The organism is Spiroplasma alleghenense, assembly GCF_003363775.1.
GTDB lineage: Bacteria > Bacillota_I > Bacilli_A > Mycoplasmatales > Mycoplasmataceae > Spiroplasma_B > Spiroplasma_B alleghenense.
Genome location: NZ_CP031376.1, coordinates 197,047 through 222,677 on the forward strand (window position 1 = coordinate 197,047; position 25,631 = coordinate 222,677).

Sequence of the window (25,631 nt, forward strand, 5' to 3'; positions counted from 1 at the left end):
ATTAATTTATGGAAAAAAGAACCTGAGAAGACTATAAAATAATTGTTAATAAAATTGTTGGAGAAGAAATGTCTCTATTAAAACTTTCGCCAGAATTTTATGAATCTCCTGTAACGAAAAGTATCATAAAATATTGGGATAAAAATAAAGATATTTTTAAACTGCAAAAATTTTTAGATAAACAAATGTCTGAAATGAGCGAAGATTTAATAGAGTCAAACGATGAAATTGATGACTTTAGTGAAATAATTTTTATAAGAATGATGGCGCTTACAACAACTTTGATTGTTGTAATTAAAAACTTCAATCAAAAAACAGATCTTTTTTGAAATAAAAGATTTAAGGAAATAAATTCAGCAAACCATAATTTCTTAATTCACCTAGTTCCTAGAATTGTTGGTAGTCACTATTTGCAAAATTTTGCCTTAGAAATTAGAAATCTATTAATTCCTGAAAGTTTGAGTATTTTTGGAAACAAAGTACTAAACAAAATAAATCATATTGATCAAGAAGAAAATTTAGAATTATTTTTTGAGGAACTATATGATTTACAAGAATCCTTTGAGGATATGCTTGAGGGAGTTAGCGAAAGCGAATTTGATTTATCGGAGCAAGAAATAAATGATTCTGGAGTTTTTTTCAATTGAAGTATGTATGTTGAAGCAAGTCTCTACTATTTATTATTAATTCACGAAAATTTATTAGTAATTGAAGAAGCTAACACAAGACTACTGATTCAAGAGGAAAAATATCATATGACAAATCGTCAAGAAAAACTTGCTGAATTACGAATAATTCATTTCGGACCAGAAATTGGTAACGATTACAGCAAACTTAAAAATTAGTAACAAATTTTGATGAGATTTTTTTGCTATTTTACCAACAAATTGGTATTATTAATCTTGTGTATTTATTAGGAGAAGAAAAATGTCAAATCAAAAAATTATTAATATAGCCGTTATTGCTCACGTTGATGCGGGTAAATCTACTTTGGTAGATGCTTTTTTATCACAATCGGGTGTTTTTAGAGCAAACGAAGAAGTTAAAGAGCAAGTAATGGATAGCAACGACCAAGAAAGAGAACGTGGAATTACAATTTATTCAAAAAACTGTGCCATTGAGTATAAGGGTATTAAAATAAATATCGTTGATACTCCGGGCCATGCAGATTTCTCATCTGAGGTTGAAAGAATCATGAAAACTGTTGATACAGTTATTTTGTTAGTAGACTCATCTGAGGGTCCAATGCCCCAAACAAGATTCGTGCTTTCAAAAGCTTTAGATTTGGGCTTAAAACCAATTTTATTAATTAATAAAATCGACAAGAAAGATCAAAGAGCTCTTGAGGTTGTTGATGAGGTTTTAGAATTATTCATGGAGTTGGATGCTAACGATGAACAATTGGAATTCCAAACTCTTTTTGGAATTGCTAAGAGAGGAATTGCTCAACATACTTTAGAAGAAGAGGGAAAAGATTTATCACCTTTGTTTGATACAATAATCAAACAAGTTGGAACTTATCCTGAGGATTTAATTAACAATACAACAAGAATGCAAGTTTCTTCTTTGGCCTACGATTCATTTATCGGTCGTCTAGGAATTGGAAGAGTTTTTGAAGGAACCTTGAAAGAGGGGCAAACCATTGCTAACTCAAAAAACGATGGAACTGTAACTAAAGGTAAAATTTCAGGATTATTTGTATATCAAGGATTGAATAGAGTGGCGGTTAAAGAGGCTGTTGCTGGTGATATTGTCGTAATTGCCGGATTAAGTGATGTATCAATTGGTGATACTATTTGTGATCAAAACGATATCAGACCAATGCCCACCATTACTATTGAAGAACCAACAATGAGTATGAATATTTTGGTTAATACATCTCCCTTTGCTGGTCGTGTTGGTAAATACGTAACAACAAGAAACATAAAAGAGCGTCTTGATAAAGAACTTGAGGTAAACGTTGGTTTAAAAGTTGAAACACTTTCAGATTCATCAGCGGATGGTTTTAAAGTTTTAGGTCGTGGTGAGCTACACTTATCTGTCTTAATTGAATCAATGCGAAGAGAAGGTTTTGAACTAGGAGTTTCAAAGCCAGAAGTTGTTATGCACAAAAATGAAGCTGGGGAACTTGTTGAACCAATGGAAAAAGTAATTATTAATGTACCAACAGAATATTCTGGAACAGTAATCAATAAGTTAAACCTTAGAAAAGGTATGATGATGGACATGGATTCAGATGGAATTAGAGATAAAGTTGTTTACAACGTACCTATGCGTGGTCTAATTGGATTTAGAAGTGAATTTACAAATGATACTCACGGAGAAGGAATCATGGTTCGTAGTGCTAACGGTTTTGAACCATATAAAGGTAAAATTGATGGTCGCGCTAATGGTGTGTTGGTTTCAATGGCAAATGGAGTTACCTTGCCTTACTCATTGGCAAACCTTGAAGACCGTGGTAAGCTTTTTGTTGGACCTCAAGTTGAAGTTTATGAAGGTATGATTGTTGGACTTCATTCAAGAAGTAATGATTTGGACGTTAACCCAACAACTGGGAAAAAACTAACAAATACTCGTTCTTCAGGAACCGATGAATCAACAAGATTAACACCGTTCATTAATTTCACTCTAGAGGAATCATTAGAATTTATCGAATGAGATGAATTGGTTGAAGTTACTCCAGATGATATTCGTTTGAGAAAAAAATGATTAACTATTAATGATCGTAAACAACACAGAAATGACAAGTTTTAAAATTAATTTAACCCGAAAGGGTTTTTTCTTTTTATGGAATTTTTTTTATAAACAAGAGCTTATAAACGATTATTTTCTTGTTAAATAAGTTTGTAATTGTACTATAATAATTTTGTAGAGAAAGAGGAATAAATAATGTCAAAAATTATTAAAGTTTTAGGACGTGAAGTTTTAGATTCACGTGGAACTCCAACTGTTCAAGTTGAAGTTTGAACTGAATTTGGTGCATATGGATCAGCAATGGTTCCTTCAGGAGCATCAACAGGTTCAAGAGAAGCTTTAGAACTAAGAGATGGAGATAAAGCTCGTTTTGGAGGAAAAGGTGTTTTAAAAGCAGTTACTAACGTAAACACTAAAATCGCTTCATTAGTTGTTGGAATGGAAGTTACTGACCAAGTTGGTATTGACCACGCCATGATTAAATTAGATGGAACTGATTTCAAAAAAAACTTAGGAGCTAACGCAATGCTGGGAGTTTCATTAGCAGTTGCTCGTGCTGCTTCAGTTGAATTAGAAGTGCCATTATATCGTTATATTGGAGGAACAAACGGACGCCGTTTACCAGTTCCGATGTTAAACATCATTAACGGGGGAGAGCATGCTGACTCAGCAATCGATTTCCAAGAATTTATGATTATGCCAGTAGGAGCAAAAACAATAAGAGAAGCATTGAGATGATCATCAGAAATCTTCCAAGCTCTTAAAAAAATTCTTCACGATAAAGGTGATATCACAGCAGTTGGAGATGAAGGTGGATTTGCGCCACACTTTAACTGAGCATACAAAGATCAAAAAATGGAATCATTCCAAAAAAATACCCCAGCAGAAGTTGCTTTAGACTTAATTGTTGAAGCAATTAAAGCAGCCGGATACAAAACTGGTGAAGCTGGAGTTATGATTGCAATGGATTGTGCAAACAGTGAATTATACAAAGATGATAAAAAATACCACTTCAAAAAAATTGAAAAAGTTACAGGAAAAGAATGAGCTTTAACAACAAAAGAAATGAATGAATACTTAGCTAAATTAGTTAAAAAATACCCAATTATTTCAATTGAAGATGGATTAGCAGAATCTGATTGAGATGGATTTGTTGAACAAGTTAAATTACTTGGATCAGAAGTTCAAATCGTTGGAGATGACTTATTTGTTACAAACCCAAAAATTACAGCAGAAGGAATTGCTAAAAAAGCAGCAAACTCAGTTTTAATTAAACTAAACCAAATAGGTACTTTAACAGAAACAATCGAAACAATTCAAATGGCTCAAAAAGCTGGTTGAACAACTGTTACTTCACACCGTTCTGGAGAAACTGAAGATTCATTTATTGCCGATTTAGCAGTTGCTTTAAACACTGGACAAATTAAGACAGGTTCAATGTCAAGAAGTGATAGAATTGCAAAATACAACCGTTTATTAACTATCGAAGATGAACTAGGTGATTCAGCAATTTACGACGGAATTAAATCTTTCTACAATGTTAGATAATTAAAAAATCTTGAAAATCAATTTATTAAATAAATTGATTTTTTTATTTTTAAGTGATATGAGATAATGAATAAAAGAGGTAATTTATGAATAAACCACCAAAATTATTAGTAATAATTATTTCGGCATTTGCAGCCGTTAATTTTATTGGGATATTTATTATGGCAACACTTGCAGACTTGGAAATAAGCATTAACATCACAGTTTTAGTAGAACACTTTGCCTTTATAAAAGCATTTGCCAAACAAATGTCATATTTTGGTGATATTGGATTGTTTTTAGTTGTCTTAATTTTTGGATCACTTTTTATTAACTGGTCAGTTCACAGATTTAGCAAGAAGGAAAATTGGTTTACCCTTAAAATAATTTTTCAAATTTTACTATTTTTATTTTTTCTAACAGCTCTCACTTATAATCTCTGGTTGTTCAATGATGTTGACCCTGATGATTATGTCTACTATTTTTTAGCAATCGGACTTAACATTTTGTTTGCATTATTTATCCAGATTCTAGTAATGGTTAAAATAAAAGATGAGAGCGGCAGTGACGAACTTATTGTTCCTATTATTAATGGAGTAATTTACCTAGTGGCACTTTGGGTTATTATAACAGTGCTTAAGTATTCTTTTGGACGACCAAGATTCAGAGATTTAAAACCTGATTATTCCGACTATAAACCATGATATGGAAATATACTCTCAAGTGAAAATCGCGGAACAAGTTTTCCTTCGGGACACGTTGGAATTGTTTGTTCTTATTTGGGGTTAGTTTGATTGTTAAAACCATTAAAAATGGATAAAAAATTAATTAAAATTATGTTATCTATCTTATTCTCTATTATTGTAGTATCAATGTGTTTTGCTAGAATTGCCGTTAAAGCGCATTTTTTAACAGATGTTATGGCGTCAACAGTAATTCCCATTCCAACCATATGGTTAATAAATAAAATGTCTCCCAAATTGGGAGAACTAGTCACTAAGAAAAAACAGGAGGAGATTGAAGATGAAGTATATCGGGATCGACCTTGGCGCTAAAACTATGGGATTGGCAATTTCAAGCGGAATTGTGGCCAACCCTTTGGGAACAATTAGATTTGAAGAATATGACTTTGAAGTTGCGATCAACTTGCTTAATCAATACCTAGTTGATAATCAAATTACAGCTATAGTAATAGGTTACCCTTTAAATATGAATAGTAGTGCTGGTCATCGTGCTGAGATGGTTGATTATTTCATAGAAGTTTTATCAACAATTTATCCGCAATGAAATGATAATAATATTTTTAAAGTTGATGAACGTCTTACAACTAGAATGGCAAAAGCCATAATGATTGAAGCGGACATTTCTCGCAAAAAGCAAAAACAAAGTAAAGATAGCCTGGCAGCGCAGTTAATTTTAGAAACATATTTAGCACAAATTGATAATAAAAGTTTGAATTAGTAGCAATAATTTTGTATACTCAATTTATACTTAACTAATTAAAGTTAAAAATATATATAGGAGATAATGATGCACCCATTAATTAAAGAGGTTCTTCTCACCAAGGAAAAAATAGATTTAAGAACCAGCGAAGTTGCAAAAGAAGTCACGGAACACTACTTAAAAGAAGGCGTTGAAGACGAACCAATTGTTTTGGTTGGTTTTTTAAAGGGTTGTGTACCTTTCATGGGTAAATTTTTAGAGAATTTTAATTTAAATTGCCAAACTGAATACATGTTAATTTCTTCATACGGATCGGGAACAAAAAGTTCAGGCAAGCCAGAAATATTGCTTGACTTAAGGATTCCGATTGAAAATCGCCACATTCTTATTGTTGAAGATATTATTGATACAGGAATTACTTTGGATTTCATGGTTAATTACTTTAAAATGCAAAACCCCAAATCGATTAAAATTATAACAATGTTAGATAAATCTAAATCTCATAAAGTAGATATAAAAGCTGATTGAAAATGCTTTGATGTTGGCAACGAATTCTTAGTTGGTATGGGCTTAGACGTAAATGAAAGGTTTAGAAATTTACCTTACATCGGAGTTGTTGATGTTGAAAAACTAGCAACCTGAAAATGATAGATAAGAGAGAGTAAAAAAATATGATAAAAAAAATTGGAGTATTAACATCAGGTGGAGATGCACCAGGAATGAACGCAGCAGTTGGTGCTGTAGTTAAAACTGCTATTGCAAACGGAATCACCCCTTATGTTGTAAAAGATGGATATAAAGGTTTAATTAATAATTGAATTGAAGAAGTTAACGAAACTTTTGCTAACGATATTATTTCTCGTGGAGGAACTGTAATTGGAAGTGCTCGTTTACCCGAGTTTAAAGAAGTTGAAGTTCGCCAAAAAGCTGTTAAAAATTTAAAAGCTTTAGGAATTGAAGCTTTAGTTGTTATTGGGGGAGATGGAAGTTACCAGGGAGCTCAAAAATTAACCGAGATGGGAATTAATTGTATTGGACTTCCCGGAACTATTGATAACGATATTGTTTCATCAGACTTCACAATCGGTTTTGACACAGCCTTAAACACAGTTGTTGAATCAATTGATAAAATTCGTGAAACTGCTCAATCTCATAATCGTTGTATCGTTGTTGAAATCATGGGAAATGCATGTGGTGATTTAACTTTATATGGAGCAATAGCTACAGGAGCTGAAGTCATTTCTACTCCAGAATCAAAATTAACTGAAGAACAAATTTGTGAACAAGTTACTAAATTAGCAAAAGCTAACCGTCGTAGTGTAATTGTTGCTATTTCAGAAAAAATGTACCCAAGCGCTGATGAGTTAGCTAAGAAAATTCAAAAAGCTAGTGGTTATGATTCAAGAGCAACAGTTTTAGGACACACCCAAAGAGGTGGAAGTCCAACAGCTATGGATCGTTACTTATCAGTTACAGCAGGAATTTTTGCAGTAGAACAAATCATCGCTGGTAAAGGTGGTCTATATATTGGACTTTACAAAAATGAACTAGTAGCAAGAGACATTGATAAAACTTTAAACATGAAACACAAAGATGTTAGAGAATTTACTGATAAAATCCGTGCAATTAATGCTAATATTAAAAAGTAATAAAAAAAGAAACAAAGAGGCAGAATAATGAAGATTTATAATTTAGAAAATAAAATCAAACGTACCAAAATCATTACTACAATTGGTCCAAGTACACACAAAAAAGAAGATATTAAGGAACTATTTGAAAATGGAATGAACACAATTCGTTTAAACTTTTCACACGGTAACTTTGAGGAACACGGAGCTCGTTTAAAGGGTGTTCGTGAAATTAGAGAAGAAATTAAAAAACCAATTTCAATCTTATTAGATACTAAAGGTCCAGAAATTCGTATTGGTCAAATGAAAGACGGAAAACAAGAAATTAAAGCTGGAAGCGAAGTAACAGTTTACACAGATCCAAAAGATTTCTTAACTCGTCAATGTTCAGCAACTGAATTACAAATGTCATATGACATGAGTAAAGACGTTAAAGTTGGGGATACTGTTTTAGTTGATGATGGAAAACTTACAATGCACGTTACAGCTGTTGATAGTAAAAAAATGATTGTTAAAGTAAAAGCCTTTAACCACCACTTAGTAAAAACTAACAAACGTGTTAACTTACCAGGAGTTGACTTTACTCTCCCATTCTTAGCAGAAAAAGATTACAACGATATTAAATTTGGAATCGAAAATGGAATTGATTACGTAGCAGCAAGTTTTGTAAATAGTGCTGACAATGTAAATGAAATCCGTAAAATTCTAGTTGAAAACGGAGCAGAACACGTTCAAATTATTTCAAAAATTGAATCTCAATTAGGAATCGATAACATTGATGCAATTATCGATGCAGGAGATGGAATCATGGTCGCTCGTGGTGATTTAGGTTTAGAAATCCCTTACTATGAAGTGCCTTACTGAGAAAAACAAATTATTCGCAAGTGTCGTGAAAAAGGAAAAATCGTAATTGTTGCTACACAAATGTTGGAATCAATGACAGATAATCCAGCCCCAACTCGTGCTGAGGTAACTGATGTCTACTGAGCAACTGAGCTAGGAGCTGATGCAACAATGTTATCAGGGGAATCTGCTGCAGGGACTTATCCTTTCATTACTACTCAAACTATGGCAACAATTAATAAGCGTGCTGAAATTGAATTCTATGAAAAACTTTACTACGAAAAACAATTAGCAGATGCTCGTAAAAATACAACAGGTCCACGTGCTAAAATTGCAGACCAACTTTCAGAAAGAACTAAAACTGGAGATTATGAATTTGCGATTGTATTATCTCGTACTGGAGAATTATTGAAAACAATTTCAAAATTCCGTCCAAATGTTACAATTTTAGGAGTAAGTGCTGATCCAAAACTTTATAATGCATTTGGTTCTTGACATTCAATCTTCATGAACCAATGTAAAGACTTTGATGCTATCTTAAAAGATGAAGCAGAATTATCAAAAATTGCTAAATCTTGAGGAGCAAAAACTAAAGAAAAAGTTCTTGTTGTTCGTAACGAAGATATTAAAGAAATTATCGTTAAATAGTTTTATCTGAAAATTTTAAAAATAAAATCAAAATGAACCGGTTAATGGTTCATTTTTGTATATAATATTAATTCTTAAAAAGAAGGACTAGTACTAAATCAATTTTTATGTTATTATTTTGAAAATTAAATTATATAAAGATTTTTATAAAATTTTTTTTATCACTAATATGATAAAATTATAAAAATAAATATGCACAAGGAGGGGTTTTGTGAAAGTTGTTGTAATTGGAGGAGCTGCTATGGGAATGGGAGTAGTTGCAAAATTAAAGCGCCTTGACCCAAAGGCTGAAATTGTTGTTATTCAAAAAAATAATTATGTTTCACTTGGTGCTTGTGGAATACCTTATTACATTGGAGATAATTTTGCCGATGCAAATATAATGCTAGCAAGAAAAGTTGAAGACTTTGAAAAAATTGGTGTTAAAGTTCTAACTAACAGCATTGTAACAGAAGTTGATTTTAAAAATAAAAAAGTTATCGCTAAATCAAATGAAAATAATATTATAGAAAATTATGATAAATTAGTTATCGCAACCGGAGGAACTCCAATTATTAATGAAGTATTATCAAAACAATATAGCAATTGTTTTACAGTTAATTCTAAAGAAGACGGAGAAGACATTAAAAAAATTAAATCCAAAGCAAAAAATATTGTTATTATTGGAGCTGGATTAATCGGATTAGAAGTCGCAGAAAATTTAGCAAATAATAAAGTTAATATTTCAGTAATTGAAAAAGGAAGTAGACCCTTGGCTAATTTATTTGACCCAGAATTCACAGATTTAATTGAAACAGAACTTGAAAAAAATAAAGTTAATTTAATTAAAAACACCGAGATAAAAGAAATATTTAGTACAAACGATAAGATAACAGAAGTTGAACTAATTGATGGAACAAAAATTAAGTGTGATTTATTAATTTGTTCCATTGGTGTTCGTCCAAACACAGACTTCTTAATAAATACTAATCTAAAACTTAATGAAAGAAATGCTATTATTGTAGATAAAACCGGAGCCACTAATATTAAGGACGTTTATGCTGGAGGAGATTGTGTTCAAACATTTGGACGTACTTATAAAAATCCAGTTTACTCACCGCTTGCAACTGTGGCATCTAAGCATGCTGTAATTGTGGCTGAAAACTTGGTAGGTATTAAAAGTGAATTTGCCGGGGCCTTAAACACAGCAATTGTTAAAATTTTTGATTTGGAATTAGCTCGCACAGGAGAAAATTCAAGATTTTTGACAGAAAGCAAAATTAAGTATGAAGAAGTTTTAATAAAAGATAAGGATCATACCAATTATGTATCGGGTCAAAGAGACCTTTGGGTAAAATTAATAAAAGATGTTAAAAAGAACACATTAATTGGTTGTCAATTTGGAGGCTATGATAAAGCTATTATGAGAATCCATAGTATCATTGCAATGATTTGGAATCAAGATGTCTTAGATCCAAGTGTAAACCAAATTGACCTGCCATATGCACCACCATTTAGCCGGACAAAAGATATTATCAATATTGCTTTAAGCAAAATTATAGAAAAATAGAATCGAGGAAATTAAGTTGAGTAATCTATTAGCAAGTGCGCAAAAAGAAAGTAACCTATTGCGTGACTTTTTAGCAATCAGCACATGACAATCACTAGTTGCCATAGTATTATTATTTTCAATTGTTGCTGGTTTTTGAGTTTTTCTAAAATACGTTAAATTGAAATTCGTCTACCGAGTATTAATCGGATTGGGAATTGGATTAATTTTTGGTATTATTGTCCAAGCAATCATCGGTTTTCCAGCAGGAAATTGATTTACAAGCGGTCAAGGTGGATGATGAGCTAAAACCGAAGCGGGTAACTGAATTAATTTAAATAATTATTACTACGACTTTGGTAATGTTGATGGTCTTGTAAAATTTGCTGACATAGCAAAAGACGCAATTCCGGGAGAGATATTTTGAGGTCGAATTAAAAATGCTGCTGGTGTTGAGGTTTTCCAAGGTGCTACAGGAACCGCAAATGCAGTTTGACAAAATGAAATTCTATGAGTAAATGAACTTTCAATTTGAGCTTCATTATTTAAACAAGTATTTATTAATGGTATTTTAATGTTAACAATACCAGTAGTATTTTTAGCAATATTTAGAGTAACTTCAAAACCTAAAGTAAAGGGATTAAGCCGTATTACTGCAAAAGGGGTAGGAATTCTTTTATTAAATGTTACTGTAGCATTTGTTATTACATTTTGAATTGGTTATGGGCTAAAAGTTGGTAAAGGTTTAGAACTAGACCAACAAGCTCAAGGAACTGGTTCAGCAGTGACAAAACCAATTCCTCAAATTATTTGAGAGTACGTTCCAAGTAACTTTGTGGCAGCATTTACAACTGGATTAATTATTCCAGTAATGGTAATTGCCGCTTTAATGGGAACAAGTGTAAAAGTTTTATCAAAACGTCAATCTGAAAAAATGGAAAAACTACGTAATTCTATGGATACAGGTTGAGACATTATTATGTCGATGTTAATGACATTTATGAAAATAATGCCAATTGCTGTTATTTCAATGATCTTAACTTCAATTACAACAAGACCAATTGGGGCCTTGCAATCAATTGGATTAGTATTAGGAATTGGATACTTATCAATCATTATAATGATGATATTAATGACTCTATCGGTTTGAATGGCTGGGGTTAAAGTAGGACCTTGATGAAAAGCGGCATGAAAACCATTAGTTCAAGGTTTTGCTACTCAATCAAGTAATGCAACTTTACCAGTTTCGATTTCAACTTTAAAAGATGATATGAGAGTAAAAGATAATGTGGTTGGAGTAATTGCACCACTTTCAACAAGCATGGGGTTGGTTGCCTGTGCTGGTGTTCAAGCTGGATTAGTAACTAGTTTATTGTATACAGGAAGTGATAATGTAGCAGCATCATTTGGATTAGTAACTTTCTTCTTAATGGCATGATTTACAACAGTTATTGCTTCATTAGGAATTGCTGGAGTTCCGGGAACTTCTTCAGTTGTTACTGCTGGAGTACTTGGTGGTTTAGGGTTTGGAGCATATTATGCTTCAGTATATGCGATCATTGGGGCTTTAGATGGTCTATTTGATATGGGAAGAACAGGAGCCAATGTAATTGGGGGAATTCAAGCCAATACCTTGGTAGCTGTTAGTGAAGGACAATTTGAGCCAGACTCCCCACTATTTAGTGAGGCTAAGTTAAAAAAATTATCAGAGCGAAGTTTAAAAATCTCACAAAGAGACGACTTAAAAGAAGAGAAAATGAAGAATCAAGCTTTAAAATATAAAGAAAATTTAGCCAAAAAAGCGGAAGCCAAAAAAGCCAAATTAGAATCTAAAGAAACCAAATCTTAGTAAATATTATATTATTTAAACCAATCTTTTTATAGATTGGTTTTTTTATGATTAATTACATTTTTTAGGTTTATAATTATAATGTATTAAAATAAAAGGAGAATTAACTATGAAGATTTTTTTGAATTTATTAGCCTCGGTAACATTAACTGGTAATTGTGCATCTGGAGCAATTTTTTCAAGTAATGAAAGAAACTTGCTTGGCAATTACGAACAACATGCTTTATTTGAGAATAGTGTTGAAGTAGCTGATAGTGATGAATTTTATCAGTCAATAGAGGAAAGCGGTTCCGAAGACTACAAAGAGGAAATAAACTATTCTGACCATAAAGTTGGAAAGTTTAACAGGTTATACATAGATTCGGGTAAAGACCAAAACTTACCATATAAGAGTGATGCTGTAGATACAAAGTACAAAAAAGTAGAAAAAAATAAGGTTTATTCAATTAGTTATCAAATTGGATATTTTAATATTTTTGATTACTCACAAAATAAAGAAGATTTCTTATTGAATTACTCTACTATAAAGGTTGATTATGATATGGGTTATAATCTTTGAAACGGTCAAAATGGTTGAACAAGAAATATAGAGAAGAAAAAAGATGTAATAGGAAAGGATTTCCCATTGGATGAATATGAGGATTATGTGGAAATAAAATCTCAAAGTAACTACACTCAATTACATTTGTTTTCTGATAAAAAACACAGCAGAAAAGAGACTGTGGAAGTCGGTTTGGAGCAATTTTGAGATAATAATATTTTAAAAATTAATATAAGGCTATCAGCTTGAGTAAAGTGGGCAGCCGGAAGCGCGTGAAATCACGCAGCGATCATTGGAGCAAAAAATGAAAGTACTATGATTTATAAAAGAGGAGATAAAAGAATAGAGCATGAGACCATTATTACAAATTCTACGCTTTTCAGCCCAATTAAAAATAATGCAACTTTAGATTTAGCTAGTTGGTCTGTAAAAAATATTTCAGATAAAATTTTAAATAAAAAAAGAAATTCAAATTATAGCGAAGCTAAAGTACACTTACTAACTATAGGCTACTTTGGTGTAATTAGCGGGGGTGCTTCTGCGGGTACTTCTAGTATATTTCTAGACCCTTCATTAACATACTTAGTAGTAGACGCAATGAATGAATATATTAGTAAAAATAGTAATCGTGACTTGGAATTCAAACTCACATTAAAATTTATAGTGACATTTAGTACATTTTATGGTCAAGTTAAATTAAAAATAAATGATGACTCTTTTATTGCTCTTGCAAGCAATGTTCAACCTTACAGAAAGGGAATGTCTGTGACTTATAACGGAGGTTATACAGCCCCGGTAACTTATAGGGATCGCTAATGTTAAATGCAAAAAATGTAACAAAAAAATTTAAACAAAAATTAGTTCTTGATGATATAAGTTTAGAGTTTAAGAAAAGTAAGACTACAGGACTGTTAGGAAACAACGGGGCAGGTAAAACGACACTATTAAAAATAATATTTCAAGAATATCGATGCGATAGCGGAGAAATATTATTTGAAGGTAAAAAAATGACTAGAGTAGATTACCAAAAAATGTTTTTCTTTACCGAGAATACTGAACTACCAAAAAATATGTCGGTAGAAGAATACTTAGAGTATATTTTAAATTTAAATTCTTTAAAATTAAAGAATTCAACTGCAATCGAAAAATATAAATGAGTATTTAATTTTGAAAAATTTAGAAAATCCAAAATTGAAAAACTTTCTGACGGAGAAAAGAAAATGCTTTCTTTGTTTGTTTTATTTAATTTAAGCCCTGAATTAATTTGTTTTGATGAACCAACCGCTAATTTAGATTTTAAAAATAAGGATATTATGATCAGAGCAATTAAGTACCTAAAAGACTTGGGTAAAACAATTGTTATTATTACTCACTTGATTAGTGAGGTTGAAAAATTGCTAGACGAAGTAATTGTATTTAGAGATAAAAAAATCATTTTTCAAAACTCATTGGAAAAAATTGATAATTTACAAAAAACTTATGAGGATTTAGTTAGACAAACTGATGAGGAATTTCTAAAAGAAAGGTTTGGATAAAATGAAAAATAGTTACTTTATACTTTCCAAATCGTTATTCTTAAACATCTTAAAAAATAAGTCCTTGTGAATAATTTTCTCAACTATTAATCTACTTAATTTATTAATGATTATTTTAGTAATTGGTTTGAAAAATCCAAATAATTATTTAAATTTTTATGTATTTATAACTTCGCTGCCAATAATAATTTCAATAATCTTTGGTGTGTACATAATTTCTTTAACTGTAAAGTTATTTAATGAACATGCTAAAGATAAAATTATAAATTTGGAATCTCGCAACGGATTTTCAAAAAAAACTATATATTTTTCAAGAGTCACAATTTTAATATCATTTTATGCAATTATTCTATTAGCGCTAATTTTAGTAAATTCACTTTCTTATGCGATATCCAGCAGAGACGTTCTCTCTTATAGAGTTTGCTTTATTGCTTTGGGATGATATGCAATTATAGGATTAGTAATATTTTCAATTTCGTTGTTTTTCTCAATTTTATTTAATTCAACTTGATCTTCACTTTTAAGTATTTTGATGATGTTCATTATTTCTATTGGAATATCTTTGTATTCAATTGTTCCAGTTAATTATCAAAAAATAGATTCAGCTGACGTAAAAGATGAGCATTCGTTAGGATTTAACACAATATGAATTAAATATTTTACAAATATAGAGCGGGAATTTGAGAGAATTCCAGAAAACCAAAAAATATTAGAACAATGCCAAGAGTTCTATGAGAACGCTTTTGGCGACGCCCCCTTAAACAACAAATATCTTTTTAAAGAAGGACCGGCTTTTTGAAATGAAGATTTCAAAGAAATGGAAGAAAGTGACAATGAGTACTTAAACATGATTGCTTATTTTCATAATATCTTTGAAAAAAACAATAATTCTAAAAGTAAGTTTTCAGATTTCAACATATTTAATGATCAAATAAATTTAAGCAAGACAAAGCCGATGGTTAATTTTTTAAAACAAAATAATACTGAATATCGTTTTATAACCAACTTAGTTGAAAACTTTTTAAATAATTTTAAAATTCAAACTGCAGCAAATATTCCTGATAAAAATGAAAGGCTGTATTTTGGCGACAAAAATAATTTATTTGAAGAAGTTGAAAAAACTTATCACAATGCAGATGAATTCTTATTTTTTCAAATTTTACAAATAATATTTTACAATCAATTAGATTTATCAAACGAACCGAGAGTCAATTCGAGCGAGGATGAAGAAGATATAAGAGAAATTAACGCATTTTCACAACTTATAAAAATGCGCAATTTAACTAACCCCTTGGGCCATTTTAATTTAATGTACTTTGGTAAAATTTATTCAGATGATAATATTGATTATAATTCAATCAATGCCTCACTATATCTTTTTGGACAAAAATATAATTTAAAGGCTTTTAAAGATAGTGAAGGCTATATTGCTTTTGAAACAAATCTTGATATTGAGTGATTCTACTTCAGTTACTTTATTTTATCAGCCTCTTTAATCGGGGCACAATACTTTTTATTTCAAAGAAAAGTTTGAAACTAAATAGCGTTTGGGTATAAATAATATTAATAAATATATAAAGACATTATTTTATTTTTTAGTGATTTTTTAATCAAATTTAGTTATAATCTAAAAGATAAAAGAAATAGGAGATAAAAATGAAAATTCACGATTTAAGCAACAAAATCAAACGTACCAAAATTATTACAACAATTGGTCCGAGTACTCACTCAAAAGAGAACTTATTTAAACTATATGAAGTAGGGATGAACACAATTCGTTTAAACTTCTCACATGCAGACTTTACAGAGCACGGAGAAAGAATTGAATGAATTAAAACTCTTCGTAAGGAAATTAAAAAACCAATTTCAATTTTATTAGACACAAAAGGTCCAGAAATTCGTATTGGAAAAATGAAAGACGGAAAACAAGAAATTAAAGCTGGAAGTGAAGTAACAATCTTTACAAATCCTGAAGATTTCGGTAAAAAAGAATGTACAGCAACAGAATTACAAATGTCATATGATATGAGTAAAGATGTTAAAGTTGGAGACACAGTGTTAGTTGACGATGGAAAACTAACAATGTATGTAACTGCGGTTGATACTAAAAAAATGGAAGTTAAAGCAAAAGCCTTTAACCACCACTTAGTAAAAACTAATAAACGTGTTAACTTACCAGGAATTGATTTTACTTTACCATTTCTAGCAGAAAAAGATTACAACGATATTAAATTTGGAATTCAACAAGGTGTTGATTACATCGCAGCAAGTTTTGTAAACACTGCTGAAAATGTTCATGAAATCCGTAAGATTTTAAAAGAAAATAAAGCTGATCATATTCAAATTATTTCAAAAATTGAATCTCAAATTGGAATTGATAATATTGATGAAATTATTGAAGCAGGAGATGGAATCATGGTTGCCCGTGGTGACTTAGGTTTAGAAATCCCTTACTACGAAGTTCCTTACTGAGAAAAACAAATTATCCGTAAATGTCGTGAAAAAGGAAAAATCGTAATTGTAGCAACTCAAATGCTAGAATCAATGACAGATAACCCAGCTCCAACTCGTGCTGAGGTAACTGACGTTTATTGAGCAACTGAATTAGGTTCAGATGCAACAATGTTATCTGGAGAATCTGCAAATGGAGATTACCCATTCATTACAGTTGACACAATGGCGACAATTAATAAACGTGCTGAAGTAGAATTTTATGGAAAATTGTACTATGAAAAACAATTAGAAAATGCTCGTAAAAATACATCAGGACCACGTGCTAAAATTGCTGATAAATTAGCAGAAAAAGCAAAATCTGGTTCATATGAATTTGCGATTGTTTTATCAAAAACAGGGGAATTATTGAAAACTATTTCAAAATTCCGTCCAAATGTAACAATTCTAGGAGTATCAGAAGATCCAAAACTATATACAGCATTTGGAATTTGACATTCAATCTTCATGAATCACAGTAATGACATTAATAAAACTCATGCTGATGAAAAAGCTTTAGCAGATATTGCTAAATCATGAGGAGCTAAAATTGGTGAAAAAGTTTTAGTTGTAAGAAACGAAGATATCAAAGAAATAGTAATTAAATAATAATCAAATAAAATTAAATATTCTTAATTCTTAAAGGACGAGATTTTAGGGTTTTGATTTCAGAGAGCTAGTGGTTGGTGTGAACTAGTATTCAAAATTAAAATTACTACCTTTTTTCAGGAATTACGCTAACGCGATAAAATTAAATTAAGATGCAAGTTTTTAGCTTGTAAATTAGGATGGTACCGCAGAAAATGCTCCTTTTATGGGAGTATTTTTTTGTTTAAATTTAAAGGAGATAAAAAAATGAAAATAATACTATTAGATGGATCAGTTAGAGAGTTTAGTAAACCTCAAACTATTAAAGAAATTGCAACTTCGATTGCAACAAGCTTGGGTAAAAAAGTTGTTGGAGGAATAATTGATGAAGAATTCATTGTCGCTAGTGAATTCACTATTGACTTTGATTGTCAATTGGAATTAATAACAGATCGTCATGAGCAATACTTAAATGTAGTAAACAATACTGCCGCTCTTGTTTGTGCCTTGGCAATTAAAGAACTTTATCCAAATGTAAATGTAGCAGAAGTTGCTGTTGAAGATGATGATGAATTTGCTTTGACATTTGATTGTGAACCACGCTTGCGCCTAGAAGCATTAGAGGAAATCTCAAATAAAGCAAAAGAGTTAATTAAAGAAAACATTGAAATTAAAGTTGAAGTTATTGATGCCAAAGACTTTTCAAAAATTTCAAAAAACAATCCTTATCTTGCTAGTCTGTTGGGAAAACATCAATGCAAAAATAAGAAAGCTGTTTTATTTAAACTAAAAGAACTTTACGTTATTGGGAACTTTGCTTCCTTAAGTAAAACTTCAGATTTAAAAGTAATTGAAGCACAACAACTTTCAGGAAGTTATTTCTTAGGAAACGAAAAAAACAAAATGTTGCAAAGAATTAATGGAATGGGTGGCATTAAAGTTGAAGAATTTAACGCCCGAATTCAAGCAAAAGAGGAACGTAAAGCTAATGATCACAGAAAAATTGGTAAAGATTTAGAAATATTTCATCTTGATCAATTGGTTGGTCAAGGATTGCCAATCTGATTACCAAATGGAACCGTTTTAAAACAAGAAATTAAAAAATATTTAATGGAAAAAGAATGAGAGTATGATTTCATCCAAATTGAAACCCCAGTTCTTGGTTCAAGTGACTTGTATAAAACTTCAGGACATTGAGATCACTATCGCGAAGACATGTTTGCTCCAATGGTGATGGGAAACGAAGAATTGGTTTTAAAACCAATGAGTTGTCCGCACCACGTTTCAGTATACCGCCAACAACCTCGAAGTTATCGAGACTTACCAATTCGCTACGCAGAACACGCCCTACAACATAGATATGAATCTTCGGGAAGTTTAACTGGTTTAGAACGAGTTAGAGCGATGGAATTAACTGATTCACATATTTTTGTTCGCCCTGATCAGTTAAAAAATGAATTTAAACGTTGTTTTAAATTAATTACTGAAGTATTAAGAACTTTTGATATCCAAATTGATTACTTATCACTTTCACTAAGAGATCCCGAAGATAAGGAAAAATATTTCCCAGATGATAACATGTGAAATAAGGCGGAAGCGGAATTAGAAGAAACTTTAAAAGAGTTAAATCTGGTTTACAAAACTATGATTGGTGAGGCTGCTTTCTATGGACCTAAATTGGACATTCAAATCCGAACAGCTTTAAATCATGAAATCACTGTTTCAACATTACAATTAGACTTCCTATTGCCAGAAAAATTTGATTTAAGCTACATTAATCAAATCAATGAATTAGAACGTCCAATTATGATTCACCGTGGACTAATTGGTACTTATGAAAGATTTATCTCAGTTCTTTTAGAACAAACTAAAGGGGTTTTACCACTTTGATGTTCACCAAAACAAGTTAAGATAATCCCTGTTAATTTAGAAAATGATACTGTGTATTGTGAAGAAATTCGTGATATCCTTAAAAAGGAATTTATTCGTAGTGAAGTTGACCTTAGAGATGAACGTTTAAACTATAAAATTCGTGATGCTCAGGTTAATAAAATACCGTTCCAATTAGTAATCGGTAAAAACGAAAGAGAAAATAAAACAATCACTTATCGTCGCTATGGAAGCGAAGAGCAAATTACACTTCCAGTAGCTAAATTTTTAGAATTAATTAAAAACGAAATTAATTCAAAAGGAAAATTTTAGTCTAAAAATCTGCAAATAACTTTTATTCGTTTTTGCTTATTTTTATAAAATAATAGACAAAAATTTTAATTATGATATTATTATAAAAGTTATTTTTAGAGGTGTAGTTTAATGAACAAAACAGAAAATGATATTTATATTGCTAAACTAAACGAAACAATTGCAGATTTAGAAAAAATAGACTACTCAGCACTTAATGTTTCTCACGGTTTCCAAACAGATGGATTTCTGGGTGGTTTTTCAGCAGTAATCAAAAAAATTAAATATGCCTTTCACCTCCAAATATTATTAGGAATCCTTGGGGGGATTGTTGCAGCTTCAGCGTATGTTGCTGTTGTTTATAGTACAAAAGGGATGCCAGCGAGCTTAGGGTGATTAAAAACCCTTTTATCGGGACTAATTTTCCCAGGTGGAATTATTATGATTACTTTCCTAGGTGGTTCGCTATTTACTTCTCATAGTATGGCAACCTTACCAGTAATGCTGAATGCCTTAGATCGTCGACCATTTTTGAAAGCATTATTTGCAACCTTGTTAGGAAACATGATTGGAGCACTAATTGTTCCTCTTGTTTTTATGGGAACTGGAGCATTTACTGATTCTGCTTTTTATAATGCGATGGTTAGCACAATTACTCATAAGATGTTTCAATTTGGTGAGGAATTAGAGCATGCCAGTTATGCAGTTCCTCATTTAAAATTCTGAATTATGGCAATGGTTTCATCACTATTTTCGGGAATTTTATGTAACTTCTTAGTATCAACAACCTTACCAATTACTTTTTCTTCAAAACACCCAATGGCTTCAATCTTGGTTATGTTTTTCAGTTTAAGTTTCTTTGTTATCTCAGGTTACAATCATGGTCCAGCCAATTTCTTCTTTTTTTGAAGTTGAATTATAATGTATATCCAACATCCAGAAACTTATCATGCTTTTGCTTGATGAGCGCCATTAGCATTTTTACTTGTTAATGTTATTCCTGCATTGTTTGGTAACTGATTGGGTGGAGGACTAATCATGCCTTTAATCCTATACTCAAACAATAAAGACCTAACACAATTATTGGTTAAAAAAATAATTTACGAAAGAGCACAAGTTGCTTTAAAAGAAGCTAAAGGTCAAGTTGTTATCACAACTACTGGAGCTGCGATTGACACTGAAATTATTAAAGATATTAAAAAACGTCAACTAGAAGAGGCTCAGCAAAAAAATAATAGCGAAAGCGAAAATATCAGGACGAAATTTAAAAAAAATATTCAAAGTAAAGGGAAAGAGTCAGAATAGGAGGTCGCGTTATGAAAATGAATAAAAAAAATGCTAAGCTAAAAGCTAAGTATGAAAAACAAATTGCAGATTATCAAAACGTTGACTACTCTACTCTTGATGTTTCTCATGGTTTTGCCACTGACGGAGTTCTTGGGGGATTCAGAGAAGTTGTTAATAAAATTAGATATACCTTTGCTTTACAGTTCTTATTAGGAATCCTTGGGGGATTGTTATTTTCGGTTGCGATTGTGGCGGCTGTTTATGGAACTAAGGCTATTGGAACCGATGTAGCTCAATCAGAACGTTTATGAATAAGAAATATGATTTCAGGAATTATCATTCCTGGGGGAATAATCTTGATGACTTTTCTTGGGGGAACTTTATTTACTAGACACTGTTTTGCTACGCTACCAACAATGCTTGGAGTAACAAAAAAACGTTTACTATTTAAGGGAATGGTTGCAGTATTAATTGGTAACTTTGTTGGATCATTAATTCTTGCTGTGATCTTTCTAGGAACCGGAGCTTATAAAGATAATGATTTCTCTGCTCGAGTTTTAGAAATTGCTAACCAAAATCTTTTTGGGGCAGGAAATAAGCTTTTCCCAGAATTTACAAGTACTGGAAACTTTGATTACTCACCAATTAAAACCGGAATTTGGTTTCAAGCAATTTTTGCATCATTGATTTCAGGATTTTTATGTGGAATTTTAGCTTCAGGAACCGGAGTTGTTACTCATGCTGATAAAAATCCAGTTGTTGGAATTGTTGTAACTTTCTTCTGCGTACTATTTTATGTTTTATCAAATTATAGTCATGGACCAAGTAACATGTTTTACTTCTGAAGTTTATTATTTATGAAATGATCTCACCCAGAAAATTTAACCATCTTTAATGAGACAACCAACGCTGTTGGCACAATTAGTAGCTGACAGGGAGTTGATGTAAGTTTTGCTTTCATATTTTTTGGAGTAGCTTTAATTCCTTCAATTATAGGAAACTGAATTGGTGGGGGAATAGTTATGCCATTTGTTTACTACTTAAACAATAAAGAATATGTTCAATTGCTTGCAAGAAAAATGAAACTTGAATATTCACAAGAAAACCTTAGAGAGCTGATTGCCTTTTATGAAGGACCGATTAATCAGGGTCTACCAACCTTAGAATCAACTAATACTCTTTCAGAACCAAAATTAGATGAAAATTTTTCAAATACCTTTGGTGTTGAAGAGGTCTTTATGAAACCCAAAACTGTTAAAAAAACTAAAAAACCAAATAAAGAATAATATAAAGCCAATCTAAAAGAAACAAATGTTTCTGGAAGATTGGTTTTTTATTTACTTTAAGATTTTTTTTAAATTTTGATTATTCAGATAAAAAGGTGCTAAAATAATCTCGTGAATTAGATTTTAGACCTCACCTAATATACTAATAATTAATAAATTATCATATCAAATTAATAAAAATGTAATATATAAAATCCTCCATTTTTTATTTCAGTAAAAAACCAAAATTAATATAACAATTATCTTTAACTAATATTCATAAACTACTAAGACTAATTTTTATGAAATTAGTCTTTTGAAATTGAAAATATAATTGATCACTTTGGTTAATTAAAGCAAATTATCTTAATTTATAGGAAACTAGAAAGGTGTATTAAATATGTTAGAAATTAGCAATATTAGCAAAAAATTTAATCAAACTCATGTTTTGAAAGACATATCATTTAGTCTAAAAAGTGGTCAAATTTACGGGCTGCTAGGAAATAATGGTGCTGGAAAAACGACACTTACCAAAATAATTTTTCAGGAGTATTTGCCAAACTCGGGAGAAATTATTTACAATTCAAAATCAATATCAATTTCTAATTATTCTGAATGATATTTTTTTTCAGAAAATAATGAACTTCCCAAAAATGTCAGGGTGGAAACATATTTGATTCTAATAAAAAATCTATCTAAAATTCAAACTAAGGTTTATAATCAAAGAATTGTAGAAATTTTGAAATTTCTAGACATAAAGCCTTTTTTCAAAAAGGAAATTTCAAATCTTTCTGCTGGACAACAAAAATTGCTTTCTTTATTTGTTTGCTTTTTAATTAGGCCAAAAGTTATATTCTTTGATGAGCCAACTGCGAATTTAGATATTAAAAATAAATCTCTAATAATAGAAGCTATAAAAAATTTCAAAAATCCAGATGTTACAATTGTAATCATCACTCATTTGATTGAAGAGGTTAAGGATATTTTAGATCATATTTTAATTATGGATCAGGGTAAGGTTGTTTACGATGAAATCAATTTTGAGCCAAAAAATTTAAAGGATATATTTAATAGATATACAACCAATAAAGTTGAAAAGATTCATGACATTAGGAACTACTTAGATGCAAATTAATTTTACACAAACCCTGGTTCTAACTAAAAATCAAATTGCACTACTTTTAAAAAATAAAAAATATTTATTAACCATTACCCTCATATCAGCCATGATTACTTTAATAAACTTTGTGTCAATATTTGTCTGTACTTCAACCAATAAAGCGGAAGCAAACTTATTTCTAATTAATATTTTGATTGCTTTAAATACACTACTATTTGGACTGGTAGCTATTTTAACTACTGTAAACTGTTTTATAATTCAAATTAAAAATAACATAACAAATTTGGAAGCACGTTATGGATTTAAAAACTTTTCAATTTACTTTAGTAGAATATTTTTAATCATGATAGTTAATCTAGTAATATATTTCATTAACTTTTCAATTGCAATGATATTTTTTGCAATAATTTATAAAAATAAAGACATCCTATCCTATCGTATGTTTGTATCGTCTCAAGGATGATACATTATTGTAATAATTTTGCTAATTTCAATCACTTTGTTGCTCTCAAAATTTTTTAACGAATCATTAGCAACAGCTCTGGGGGTAGTTTCATTATTTTTGCTATTAATAATTTCAGCTTCAAGTGCAATATACAATTTGCAGTCTAATTCTAGCTACAATGACATTATTGAAGATAGTTTCAAAGAAGCTGCCTGAAATAAAATAATTGAAGACGAAACGTTCAAAGAAATCAGTGATGAAATCAGTGAACAAACATTTCAAGAAACAATAGCTTGAGGTTTTGTAGAATTTGATGAAGACGAAAAAAATTCGCAAGTAAATTATCTAAATTTTCAAAATCAGGTCGGCAAATATCTTGTTTCTGATAATCAATTTTCAAAATGGTATCCTCGAGGTGAGGATTACACCCAAGAAGATAAAATTATTGAAATCAATAAAAGTTTATTAAAGATTAAAGAATTGGAAAAATATAAAAAGATTTTTGAAGCACAAATTGAACTTTATAAAAATAATAGTTTTTTAAAATTGCTATATGTCGTTAACTCCGGTTGATTTGGTGCTGAATTTGAGCAATCATTTGAGATAATAGAAAATAAATTCACTACACCAGACAACTATCTTTTTAATAGATACTTTTTGAACACAATTTTTTTAGGTAAACAGTTTGGGCAGTACAACTGAGATACAAGGGATTTTTGAGCAGATGCTGGAAAAAATCCAAAAGAAATTATTAAGGAAGATAAAATTAAAAATATTTTAAATCCTTTCAACCATGTAGCTTTAATGTTCTCTGGAACAGATTACAACAATCCAATTTTATATAATTATGTAAGTCATCTACAAAATATATTTCAAAATCCAATTAATATTGATTTCTCAAGCAAGCAAAAGAAAAGTGACTATGGACCATTTAAAGGAGTAAAACTTTATTCAAGCGTTCGCGTAGAGGTTTATTATTTTATCTACGCAATGATTGATATTGCTATAATAAATTTATGTTATATTAATTTTTCAAAAAAAATAAGAGGCTAAAAATTTTATTTAATAAAATATAAACTATACTTATTTAAATATTAATTGGTTTCAAATTAACTATAATTAAATTAAATAAAAAATATCTCGCAAAAACTCCATTTATGTGGAGTTTTTATTTTATAGTGTTATATTAAAGGTGTGGAGTAATTCACAAAGGAAAGGAGATTTTTTATGTCAATATGAGTTTCACTATTAATTACTGAATTTTTAGGAACTGCAATATTAGTTATCTTAGGTAACGGAATTGTTGCTAACGTTTTGTTGAAAAATACAAAAGGTAATAATGCTGGATGATTGTCAATTACCATTGGATGAGGTGTTGCTGTTACAGTCGCTGCAATGATTTCTTCAGCTTTTGAAGGTGGTGCAGGATATTTAAATCCCGCAGTCGCACTGGCGATGGCTATTTCAAATTTTCAAGGATCATTTGCAAATATTGCAGGAAGCACAGCAGCGGGAGTTGGAGTATTTTTCTTAGTTATTTTGATTGAAATTTTAGGAGCTATGGTTGGTCAGATTGTTGTTAATTTGGTTTACTTTAAACATATTAAAATGACCTTAACTGCTGAAGAAAAAGATGCAGCGGCAAAAGTTTTAGCAATTCATTCAACTGGACCAACAACTAGATCTTGTCTTTTTAATTTTATTGCTGAATTTGTGGGAACAACAGTTTTGGTTATCGGAATTTTAGCAATGTCAAAATATAAAGGCGTAACAGATTTGGTCGGACCAATGATGGCGGGATTGATAGTTCTTGGAGTTGGATTGGCCCTTGGGGGAACAACTGGTTATGCTATAAATCCAGCTAGGGATTTAGGACCAAGAATTATTCACTCTCTAATGAGATTAAAAGATAAAGGAACGTCGGATTGAGGATATTCATGAATTCCGGTTTTAGCACCATTAAGTGCAGGAGCTGTAATTGGAGCAATATTTTTAGCCCTATAGTAAAATTATTTTTAA

Annotated in this window: 20 protein-coding genes; all 20 read left to right on the forward strand. The window is 30.7% G+C overall.

The window, feature by feature from the left end; translation table 4 throughout:
• Positions 1-8 precede the first annotated feature (8 nt).
• The 20 genes from SALLE_RS00950 (at position 9) to SALLE_RS01045 (ending at position 25,616) form a co-directional block, all read left to right on the forward strand.
• Complete coding sequence (locus SALLE_RS00950) at positions 9-845, forward strand: hypothetical protein (protein ID WP_115557770.1); 837 nt, start codon at positions 9-11, stop codon at positions 843-845.
• 82 nt (positions 846-927) lie between these two features.
• Complete coding sequence (gene typA, locus SALLE_RS00955) at positions 928-2,754, forward strand: translational GTPase TypA (RefSeq protein WP_115557771.1); 1,827 nt, start codon at positions 928-930, stop codon at positions 2,752-2,754.
• Between the two features lie 135 nt (positions 2,755-2,889).
• The gene (eno, locus tag SALLE_RS00960) at positions 2,890-4,242 is read left to right on the forward strand and encodes a phosphopyruvate hydratase (RefSeq protein ID WP_115557772.1); all 1,353 of its coding nucleotides are present in this window, start codon (positions 2,890-2,892) and stop codon (positions 4,240-4,242) included.
• Between the two features lie 86 nt (positions 4,243-4,328).
• On the forward strand, positions 4,329-5,276 hold the full coding sequence (locus SALLE_RS00965) for a phosphatase PAP2 family protein (protein WP_115557773.1): 948 nt from the start codon (positions 4,329-4,331) through the stop codon (positions 5,274-5,276).
• The gene (gene ruvX, locus SALLE_RS00970) at positions 5,239-5,682 is read left to right on the forward strand and encodes a Holliday junction resolvase RuvX (protein ID WP_425451051.1); all 444 of its coding nucleotides are present in this window, start codon (positions 5,239-5,241) and stop codon (positions 5,680-5,682) included. The genes SALLE_RS00965 and ruvX overlap by 38 nt, the downstream gene beginning before the upstream one ends.
• Before the next feature lie 66 nt (positions 5,683-5,748).
• A complete protein-coding gene (gene hpt, locus SALLE_RS00975; RefSeq protein ID WP_245886016.1) occupies positions 5,749-6,315 on the forward strand; it encodes a hypoxanthine phosphoribosyltransferase in 567 nt (188 codons plus the stop codon).
• Positions 6,316-6,335: 20 nt separating this feature from the next.
• Positions 6,336-7,313 carry a 6-phosphofructokinase gene (gene pfkA, locus SALLE_RS00980; RefSeq protein WP_115557776.1) on the forward strand — a complete coding sequence of 326 codons (978 nt, stop codon included), beginning with the start codon at positions 6,336-6,338 and terminating at the stop codon, positions 7,311-7,313.
• Between the two features lie 27 nt (positions 7,314-7,340).
• On the forward strand, positions 7,341-8,783 hold the full coding sequence (pyk, locus tag SALLE_RS00985) for a pyruvate kinase (RefSeq protein ID WP_115557777.1): 1,443 nt from the start codon (positions 7,341-7,343) through the stop codon (positions 8,781-8,783).
• Between the two features lie 211 nt (positions 8,784-8,994).
• Positions 8,995-10,332, forward strand: coding sequence for an FAD-dependent oxidoreductase (locus SALLE_RS00990; protein WP_115557778.1), 1,338 nt, complete (start codon positions 8,995-8,997; stop codon positions 10,330-10,332).
• A 16-nt stretch (positions 10,333-10,348) separates the two neighbouring features.
• Complete coding sequence (locus SALLE_RS00995) at positions 10,349-12,160, forward strand: dicarboxylate/amino acid:cation symporter (RefSeq protein ID WP_245886017.1); 1,812 nt, start codon at positions 10,349-10,351, stop codon at positions 12,158-12,160.
• 109 nt (positions 12,161-12,269) lie between these two features.
• The gene (locus SALLE_RS01000) at positions 12,270-13,517 is read left to right on the forward strand and encodes a hypothetical protein (protein ID WP_115557779.1); all 1,248 of its coding nucleotides are present in this window, start codon (positions 12,270-12,272) and stop codon (positions 13,515-13,517) included.
• A complete protein-coding gene (locus SALLE_RS01005; protein WP_115557780.1) occupies positions 13,517-14,236 on the forward strand; it encodes an ABC transporter ATP-binding protein in 720 nt (239 codons plus the stop codon). The genes SALLE_RS01000 and SALLE_RS01005 overlap by 1 nt, the downstream gene beginning before the upstream one ends.
• Before the next feature lies 1 nt (position 14,237).
• Positions 14,238-15,776, forward strand: a complete 1,539-nt coding sequence (locus SALLE_RS01010) for an ABC-2 transporter permease (protein WP_162807919.1) — start codon at positions 14,238-14,240, stop codon at positions 15,774-15,776.
• Positions 15,777-15,892: 116 nt separating this feature from the next.
• The gene (pyk, locus tag SALLE_RS01015) at positions 15,893-17,335 is read left to right on the forward strand and encodes a pyruvate kinase (RefSeq protein WP_115557782.1); all 1,443 of its coding nucleotides are present in this window, start codon (positions 15,893-15,895) and stop codon (positions 17,333-17,335) included.
• A 246-nt stretch (positions 17,336-17,581) separates the two neighbouring features.
• Complete coding sequence (thrS, locus tag SALLE_RS01020; protein ID WP_115557783.1) at positions 17,582-19,516, forward strand: threonine--tRNA ligase; 1,935 nt, start codon at positions 17,582-17,584, stop codon at positions 19,514-19,516.
• A gap of 111 nt (positions 19,517-19,627) precedes the next feature.
• Entirely contained in the window at positions 19,628-20,800 is a 1,173-nt protein-coding gene (locus SALLE_RS01025) for a formate/nitrite transporter family protein (RefSeq protein ID WP_115557784.1), read from the forward strand.
• A gap of 11 nt (positions 20,801-20,811) precedes the next feature.
• The gene (locus SALLE_RS01030) at positions 20,812-22,068 is read left to right on the forward strand and encodes a formate/nitrite transporter family protein (protein ID WP_115557785.1); all 1,257 of its coding nucleotides are present in this window, start codon (positions 20,812-20,814) and stop codon (positions 22,066-22,068) included.
• Between the two features lie 379 nt (positions 22,069-22,447).
• Positions 22,448-23,182, forward strand: a complete 735-nt coding sequence (locus tag SALLE_RS01035; protein WP_115557786.1) for an ABC transporter ATP-binding protein — start codon at positions 22,448-22,450, stop codon at positions 23,180-23,182.
• A complete protein-coding gene (locus SALLE_RS01040) occupies positions 23,172-24,665 on the forward strand; it encodes a hypothetical protein (protein ID WP_115557787.1) in 1,494 nt (497 codons plus the stop codon). Before SALLE_RS01035 ends, SALLE_RS01040 begins: the two co-directional genes overlap by 11 nt.
• 180 nt (positions 24,666-24,845) lie before the next feature.
• The gene (locus SALLE_RS01045) at positions 24,846-25,616 is read left to right on the forward strand and encodes an aquaporin (RefSeq protein WP_115558710.1); all 771 of its coding nucleotides are present in this window, start codon (positions 24,846-24,848) and stop codon (positions 25,614-25,616) included.
• Positions 25,617-25,631: the final 15 nt, after the last annotated feature.